Here is a 2,913-nt window from a genome sequence, read left to right as displayed (position 1 = left end):
TGAAGGAAAATAGCCCCCGGAAAACCGTGCAGGTCAAAAAGATATTTCCATATATAAAACTCGCATCCAGACCGGGCTTGTCCAACAAACGGTTCAGATTGTGGCTCGCTGCGCGATCACAATCTAACCTTACTCGTTAGGAAGTGGGCGTCCATTCCATTACTATAATGTGGCCGGATCAATAGTTCTACTTGATTCTCAAGTTGAATCTAATGATAATCCCGCCGCGTTGACACCGGTGGATTATGCCGAAAGCAAGGGGAATTGAATGGATAAAGAAAAAGAGATGCTGGTTATCAGCAAGCTTGTGTTCGAGTTGACTACTGCGGGTCATGCAACTCTGGATCTTGACGTTTTGCTGGAACGGCTATTCGCCGTCCTGAACGGCTACCATGATCTTCAACTCGAGCCACGCAGCGCCATTCTGTTGCTCAATCCGCATGGACATTACTTGCAGGTGGCTCAGTTTGGGCTGAAACCCGCCTGGGAGACCAAGATACGATGGGATTCGGCTGCGCTTTCAGATCCCGTTGTTGCCAGCCATTGCCGGATACAGTACATCCAGCTGCCTGATTCAGCGGGTGAAGACAATCCGGGTGTTCCGGCTCGCACGGTTCTGTTGCCATTGCACATCGAAGATGAAGGCATAGGCTACGCCGTGATGTTCACTCGGCCCACCTACGAGATGACCGAGATTCACCTCGAATTCATGGACAGTCTCGCCCGCGCATTGTCCGGCTTCGTTCAACGCACTTTAACCAACGAAACCTTGCGCATCCGGGAATTTGAGCTGGAAGAAGCGCGTTCAGATGTACTTCGTAACCTGGGAGTAGCTTCAGAGTACCGCGATAATGAAACCGGCTGGCACATCATGCGCGTGACCAATTTTGCGCAAGCTATCGCCAAGGCGCTCGGCTTGCCTGAAAGCCAACGGGAATTGTTGTCTATCGCAGCCCCCATGCATGACGTCGGCAAGATCGGCATCCCCGATGCGGTATTGCTCAAACCAGGCAAGCTGACCGTGGAAGAATACGAGGTCATGAAGACGCATACCAGCATTGGCATCACCATCCTGGAAGGCAAGGATGAGATGATTGTGACCGCGCGCGAAATCGCCGGACACCATCACGAACGCTGGGACGGAAAAGGCTATCCCCATGGGTTAAAAGAAGAGCAAATTCCCCTGCTGGCCCGAATTTGCGCCGTAGCGGATGTGTTTGATGCACTCACTTCGGCACGCCCCTACAAAGAAGCATGGCCAACAGATGTGGCTCACAAATGGGTGATGTCCGAGTCTGGAAAACATTTCGATCCTGACGTGGTTCGCGCCTTCGATGGAGCCATGCCGGAGATCTTGCGGATTCGGGAACTTTACCGGGATGACATCATCAGCCCCAAGCAAAAGCTTGCCTTACCGCCGATCAGACGTCGTGAAAATGTATGGATACCCTGGGACGAAAGTTTGAGTGTTGGTATCGATGTTATCGACGAGCACCACCGCTACCTGTTTGATTTGATCAACGATCTTTATGCCGTGGTTGTCAATAAGCGTGGAGCGCGTTATGTGGCCCGGCTGATCAAAGCACTGGAGGTCTATTCAAAAATTCATTTTCATGCGGAAGAAGAGATGATGACTCACTATGGATTTGAAGGTACTGACCACCATCATCATCTACACCATGCTTTCAGAGAAAGAATCGTCAAGTTTTTCGAACAGCTGCATGCCAATCCCCTGGTTGCCCAATTCGATGTACTTTCTTATCTGCGCAACTGGCTGATCCACCATATACGTGTCGAGGATGCGCAATTGACTGCATTGACACGAACCTAGGTGGCCTCACCCACAGGTGGGCACCCAATGTGCTGGAATTGCTCCAACATGAGTATCTCCACACTGTGTGTGTACATATCGCGTATCACTTGCAGTAATTCTTTATCTGCCTCACCCAAGCCCGGCACCAAACCAGATTTAGGGAATTTCTGAATATCCCCCGGTAAAGCCTGTGGTTTACCTCGCTGAATTAATGAGTTTATGTGTAAACCTCCCCGAATCAGTGCCATCCATAACTAGAGGTTTCGGGGTGGTGCAGCACTCTGTACTCGACGGGCGTCAGGTCGCCAAGTGCATCATGCGGTAACTCTTCGTTGTAGTCATTCTTCCACATTTCAGTTCGTTCGCGGACTTCTTCCAGCGTCCTGAAGACATACATATCCAGCACGCCTTCCCGATAGCTGCGATTGAACCGTTCGATGAATCCGTTCTGCATCGGTCGCCCTGGCTCGATAAACTCCAATTCGACATTATGCTGCTGCGCCCAATCCGCCAGTACCGTGGCAATGAACTCCGGCCCGTTATCCATGCGTATCTTATCCGGATAGCCGCGCCAAGCCACGATCCGCTCCAACACTCGAATCACCCGTGCAGCAGGCAGATTCAAGTCGATCTCGATCGCCAGTATCTCGCGATTGAAATCATCCACCACGTTGAAGGTGCGGAACCGTCTGCCGCACCACAACGCATCGCTCATAAAGTCCATCGACCAGCTCTTGTTCATCTGACCAGGCACCGTTAGTGGTGCTGGGGTACGCGGTGGCAATCGCTTCTTGCCAATCCTGCGACGGTTTAGATTCAGCGCGCAGTAAACGCGATAGACCCGCTTGTGATTCCAGCCCAGCCCGCGCCGGCGAATCACTTTGAAATACTTGCTAAAGCCCCGCTCTGGGAAACGTTCCGCCAGTTCCTGTAAGACAGCGATCACTTCATCGTCTGCGCTCGGATCGGGTCGGTAAGCATAGACCGATCTCGATAGCTCAAGCACCTTGCAGGCGCTGCGCTGACTCAAGCCATGTTGCTGCAACTGTCCTGCGGCTTCCCGTTTCTCGTCGGGGCTTAACGCTTTAAACCGAATACTT

The 2,913-nt window shown here is 51.9% G+C and carries 2 protein-coding genes; one reads left to right on the top strand and one right to left on the bottom strand.

Annotated elements, in window-relative coordinates; genetic code table 11:
* Positions 1-268: 268 nt before the first annotated feature.
* Positions 269-1,831, top strand: a complete 1,563-nt coding sequence (locus Q8O80_RS13060) for a bacteriohemerythrin (protein WP_305579890.1) — start codon at positions 269-271, stop codon at positions 1,829-1,831.
* A gap of 220 nt (positions 1,832-2,051) precedes the next feature.
* Here Q8O80_RS13060 and Q8O80_RS13055 read toward each other — a convergent pair.
* A partial coding sequence (locus Q8O80_RS13055; protein ID WP_305579888.1) for an IS3 family transposase occupies positions 2,052-2,913 on the bottom strand: 862 nt, incomplete at its 5' end.

It is taken from the genome of Devosia sp. (genome assembly GCF_030689745.1).
Classification (GTDB): Bacteria; Pseudomonadota; Alphaproteobacteria; order Rhizobiales; family Devosiaceae; genus Devosia; species Devosia alba.
Note: the sequence above shows the minus strand (reverse complement) of the source record. Positions and strands in the feature narration are given on the sequence as shown.

What these genes read in the sequence shown, in the direction of transcription:
- Q8O80_RS13060 (WP_305579890.1), top strand. Translation starts at nt 269, where the DNA reads ATGGATAAAGAAAAAGAGATGCTGGTTATCAGCAAGCTTGTGTTCGAG.